Annotated in this window: 4 protein-coding genes; all 4 read left to right on the top strand. The window is 33.4% G+C overall.

Annotation, left to right across the window (positions count from 1 at the left end):
* The first annotated feature begins 84 nt into the window (after positions 1-84).
* The 4 genes from A9G30_RS09835 to A9G30_RS09820 all read left to right on the top strand — a co-directional run bounded on the left by A9G30_RS09835 (position 85) and on the right by A9G30_RS09820 (position 4,982).
* Entirely contained in the window at positions 85-930 is an 846-nt protein-coding gene (locus tag A9G30_RS09835) for a heme/hemin ABC transporter substrate-binding protein (RefSeq protein WP_176700893.1), read from the top strand.
* A 105-nt stretch (positions 931-1,035) separates the two neighbouring features.
* Positions 1,036-3,339: a TonB-dependent receptor domain-containing protein gene (locus A9G30_RS09830; RefSeq protein ID WP_065588836.1), complete on the top strand. Its 2,304-nt coding sequence runs from the start codon at positions 1,036-1,038 to the stop codon at positions 3,337-3,339.
* A 278-nt stretch (positions 3,340-3,617) separates the two neighbouring features.
* Positions 3,618-4,271, top strand: coding sequence for a YjfI family protein (locus A9G30_RS09825; protein WP_065588835.1), 654 nt, complete (start codon positions 3,618-3,620; stop codon positions 4,269-4,271).
* A gap of 18 nt (positions 4,272-4,289) precedes the next feature.
* Positions 4,290-4,982: a PspA/IM30 family protein gene (locus A9G30_RS09820; RefSeq protein ID WP_065588834.1), complete on the top strand. Its 693-nt coding sequence runs from the start codon at positions 4,290-4,292 to the stop codon at positions 4,980-4,982.
* The last annotated feature ends 16 nt before the right edge of the window (positions 4,983-4,998 follow it).

The raw sequence follows: 4,998 nt of genomic DNA, 5'->3' as shown, positions 1-4,998 counted from the left end.
TATTGCTATATTACATTGATAATGGTTATCATTTTCATTATAGTGAATAACTTCTGTCCAATGCCGAATGATAGGAACTACATAATGAAAAAATTTATAAAGAAATTAAGCGTAATTCTGTTTCTTTTTTCTTTAATCAACCTTATGAATTTAAGTTTTGCAAATGAAAGAATTGTTATTGCTGGCGGCTCTTTAACCGAAATTGTATTTGCGCTGGGGGCTGGTGATCAAGTTGTAGGGGTAGATAAAACGAGTAGTTATCCAAAATCGGTAAAACAACTTCCACAAATTGGTTATTGGAAATTGCTAAATATTGAAGGCATCTTATCGCTAAAACCCTCGTTATTTATTACATTAAGTGATGCCGAGCCTAAAAACGTAATAAGTCAGGTTAATCAAGCTAAAGTCGATGTGCTTTCATTGCAACGTGTTCCTGGAACTATTGATTTACTTTATTTAAATATTACAAAAATTGCGGATAAATTAAATAAACAAAGTGAAGGGCAACAGTTAATCAATAGAATAAAAAACAATCTAATCCAAATCCAAGACAAAATTGCCAATCAACCCAATAAAGCAAAAGTGCTATTTTTGATGAGCATGGGAGGAACAAATTCAGTAGCAGGGAAAAATACTACTGCTGATGCCCTTATAACTATTGCTGGAGGTGAAAACCTTGCTACACATACCAGTTACAAAACGTATACCCCCGAATCGTTAATAGCAATGAACCCTGAAGTTATCGTATTAAATAATCATTCTATCGAACAGTTGGGTGGTATGGAAAAACTAAACACTATTGCAGGAATTACTCAAACAGCAGCTTTCAAAAATCATCGTATTATTACCATAGACGATAGTTACCTGTTTGGTATCGGTCCAAGAGTTGATGAAGCTGCCAAAATACTTTATCAACAATTTTACCCATAATGATTTACCCAAAAAAATAACATAATGATTACTATAAATTGATACTAAATTAAAGTGAAGCAAGTGCAGTACATTATTTAGATTATTATATTTGAAAGGTTTAAAATGCTTAACGTTGCTCATTTAAAAATATCTAGTACACTAGCTTTAGGCTTAACATTAGGAATACCTGCCATTGCAGCAGACAATAACACCAACCAAACGCATGATGATGTAATGACAGTCACAGCGCATGAAACAACTAAAAAACCGGGCACCAATAAAGAAATATCGGAGCAAGACATTAGGCGCAACGGCGGAACCAATTTTGGTACAATAATGCGTTATCAACCACTGATTTCTGCTCCTGGTAATATTTCTGGCTCAGGAAGTGGTAAAAGTAGTTGGGATCGTGGTGGCTTTACAGGCTATAATATCCGCGGCTTAGATGCCAACCGCATTTCAATCGACATTGATGGTATGCCTTTACCTATAGCCCAAGGTAGGGTCAATTCTGTAGGTCGTGCTGGCTTTGGTTCTTATGGTATTGGCCGTGATTACATTGATACCTATATGTACAATAAAGTCGATATTCAATCAGGCGCAACATCAGTTAGTAATCCCAATAATGCCCTTGGTGGTTCGGTTTCATTTCAAACTAAAACTGCCAGTTACTATTTATATCCAGGAAAAACAAGCTACGTTGGTTTCCAAAATAATTATGATAGTACTGATAAAAGTTATCATCAAGGTTTAACCATAGCTGGAGGTGATGATGGGCTAAATGGTATTTTAGTATTAAGCCGCCGTGATGGCAAACAAACACGGAATCATGGTGATTCCATCAACAGTTATCCCGAAAACTGGCATTCAAATTCAATCCTATCAGGATTTGGCTGGCAAATAACCGAAGAGCATTTACTCAATACGACCGTTGATTATAACAGCAAAACTAAAAATTCTCATTATGATACATGGGACAAATACGGTAAAAAAATAGAATCATTTGATCACCAAAAAAGCAAAAATAACCGTTTTAACTTAGCAATAAAAGAATTATGGAAACCAACCAATATTAGTTGGATCGACTCATTAACCACCCAATTAAATTATCAACATACCCACGTTTATGATAATACGGATTTACAACACACAACTCGAGGTAAATTTAACACTCAAACGCACTATAATACTAAAGCCTATAACTTTATTACAACATTATTAAAAAGTTATGAAAATCAAAAAATAAGTGCAGGTTTAAATGCTAACTGGAGTCGAGATGAGTCACCATTTTATACTTCAGCTAAATCACAGTATGGCAGAATTTTCCCCGATGGAGATTACACAAAACCTCAAGCAGATAGCCGTAGTTATCAATTAGGGGGATTTCTTGAAGATCGTATAAGTTTTACTGTCAATAACAGCAATAACTTCTATTTAATTCCTGGAGCTAGAGCAATATATCAAAACACCAAACCTCGTAATTTGCAAAACATGGCAGTTACTAATATCAATGCTAACCAATTAGGTAAACAATATAATCGTAATAGTGACTTTAAGGTATTGCCATCTATAGCATTTATGTATGATATTAATCCTGATTTAATAACTTACCTCCAATATAAACGTGGCGCACAAATGCCTAATCAAAATCAATTATATGGATCTTATTTAGCTCATAGCCAAATGTATGTGCTGGTTGGCGATTCGAACCTGAAAACCGAAACCAGTGACAACTTTGAATTAGGCTTAAAAGGACAGCCAACATCAGGAGTGACATTATCAACTGCCGCTTTTTATAATAAATATAAAAACTTCATTGCCTATTCTCGTTATAAAAAGAATTTTGTCGGAGTTGGTAATCGTATTGTTTATCAATCAGAAAATAGAGATAAAGCCTATATTTATGGCGCAGAACTAAGCAGCGAATTTAATATCAGCACATGGATTGAATCAGCCAATGGGCTAAGTGCTAGATTGGCAATTGGCTACAATCAAGGTAAATCAAAATCAAGCTATTTAGGCGATAAATATATTGAAATGGATAGCATTGCTCCGCTAAAGAGCACCATTGGTCTAGCATGGGACAATCCAAATCAAGACTATGGTTTAGCATTAATTGCCACCTTCCAAAAGGGCAAGAAAGCTGAAAATACAGCTCGTGAAACTTACAATAATGACGGCAAACCTATCAAACCCGCTACAGATGATTATTTTAGAGTTGTAGGACACGGTATTGTGGATCTGACTGGTTATGTCAATATCACTAAGAATGTAAAATTAAGCGGTGGCATCTATAATCTTACCGACCAAAAATATTGGGATTATCTAAGTAACAATAAATTATACAAAACATCAAACTATAAATATCTAGAAATGTTCACCGCACCCGGTAGGACATTCCAGTTAGGTATGGATATTGATTTTTAACTAACAATATAAATAATGAAAATATCCTTTTTTAAAGAGAGGATATTTTCATCTAATATGTACATTTAGCTCATCTAACTTTGACTAATTAACAAATATCTCACGCAGGCAAATTTCCTCAATATAGCTAAATTTAATAATAAAAATATAATTGTTAAGTTATAGAAAATAAATATCACATGTAATTATTACATGTGATATTTACATGTGATGTTTTTATGTTAATATAAACCCTATTGATAATTAAAATAAACACAAAATAAACACAAAATCAACATATGAAAAGAACAAAAGAGGCTAAAAGCTCTGCATTTTACCAACAACAATATAGAAAACGCTTGCGTGAACAAGGCCTAATAAAAAAAGAAGTTTGGATTTTACCTGAAAATGCAACTCAATTACTCGAAATTGAAAAACAGTTTCGTCTACCTATAGACAATAGTACATGCTTTAACAATATACAGGAAAACAATAAAATGAAAAAAAATGAAGTTTGGTCAATTACAGATCTTTATCAAGCTTTGCGTGACTCAGAATTATCTAAGCAAGGTTTTGCCAGTATTGAAGTCATCGATGGCGTTGATGCTTGTTTGCATATAACCATGCATGAGTATGGTGATCTACCTCTATTTTTAAGTGCTTCTAATCAACAAATTATTATTGAGGCTCTACTTTGGCCTGTTGATATTGTCAAACACACAAATCAATTTAATGAAGAAATATTATGTACTAGAAAACTATTCCCACTATCGACTATTGCAATTGAAAAAACAGGAGATGGGGCATTAAATTATATTATGTACGGAGCTTTAAGTGCGTCTTCATTATTAAGCGACATCATTTATGAATTAGAAACTTTATCAGATAATGTCATTAAAGTTACCGAAGCTTATGAACATTATATTAACATTAACAATATTGAATCAAAATAGTTAACAAGGAGATTAACAATGGCTATCTTCAAAAAGCTTATTACAGCGCTTCGTGGTAGTGTTAATGAAGCCGGCGAAGCGATTATTGATGCGCAAGCTCTACGTATATTAGACCAAGAAATTCGCGATGCTGACGTTGAATTAAAACAAGCTAAAGAATCGTTAGCAAGCATACTTGCGCAACAAAAATTAGCCGATAAAGAAGTTGAAAAAATTCAAGTAGAAATAACTGAGTATGAAAATTATGCCATCAAAGCATTAGAAAGCAATAATGAAAAATTGGCCTTAGAAGTCGCTGAAAAACTTTCGGTTCTTGAAAAGAAGTACACAGTTAATAAAGAGCAAGCAACTTATTTTGCCGATAACGTAAAAAATCTACGACAAATAATATTACAAACAGAAATTAATATCCGTAATCTTAAACAACAAGTAGATATTGTAAAAGCAACAGAAAGTGTGCAAAAGGCACAATCTGCTATTGCTCAACGTTATGGAAATTCAACAACAAAACTACAAACAGCCTTAGACTCTCTTGAGCGAATAAAAAAACGACAAGAAAAAACATCTGCCACTATTGAAGCAAAAAAAGAATTATTGGGATCTGAAACTCAAGATTCGCTTGATCGTAAACTTGAAGAGGCAGGAATAAAATCGAGCAACCAAAGTGCCGAAGCAATCTTAACTAGGTTAAAAGAAAAACAAATTAATTAAGTTTTTTAAGTTTTAC

It is taken from the genome of Gilliamella sp. Fer4-1, from assembly GCF_001690515.1.
Lineage (GTDB): Bacteria > Pseudomonadota > Gammaproteobacteria > Enterobacterales > Orbaceae > Gilliamella > Gilliamella apicola_C.
The sequence above is the reverse complement of the archived record's forward strand: the minus strand, read 5'-3'. Positions and strand labels throughout refer to the sequence as shown.

What these genes read in the sequence shown, in the direction of transcription:
- A9G30_RS09835 (WP_176700893.1), top strand. Translation starts at nt 85, where the DNA reads ATGAAAAAATTTATAAAGAAATTAAGCGTAATTCTGTTTCTTTTTTCT.
- A9G30_RS09820 (WP_065588834.1), top strand. Translation starts at nt 4,290, where the DNA reads ATGGCTATCTTCAAAAAGCTTATTACAGCGCTTCGTGGTAGTGTTAAT.
- A9G30_RS09830 (WP_065588836.1), top strand. Translation starts at nt 1,036, where the DNA reads ATGCTTAACGTTGCTCATTTAAAAATATCTAGTACACTAGCTTTAGGC.
- A9G30_RS09825 (WP_065588835.1), top strand. Translation starts at nt 3,618, where the DNA reads ATGAAAAGAACAAAAGAGGCTAAAAGCTCTGCATTTTACCAACAACAA.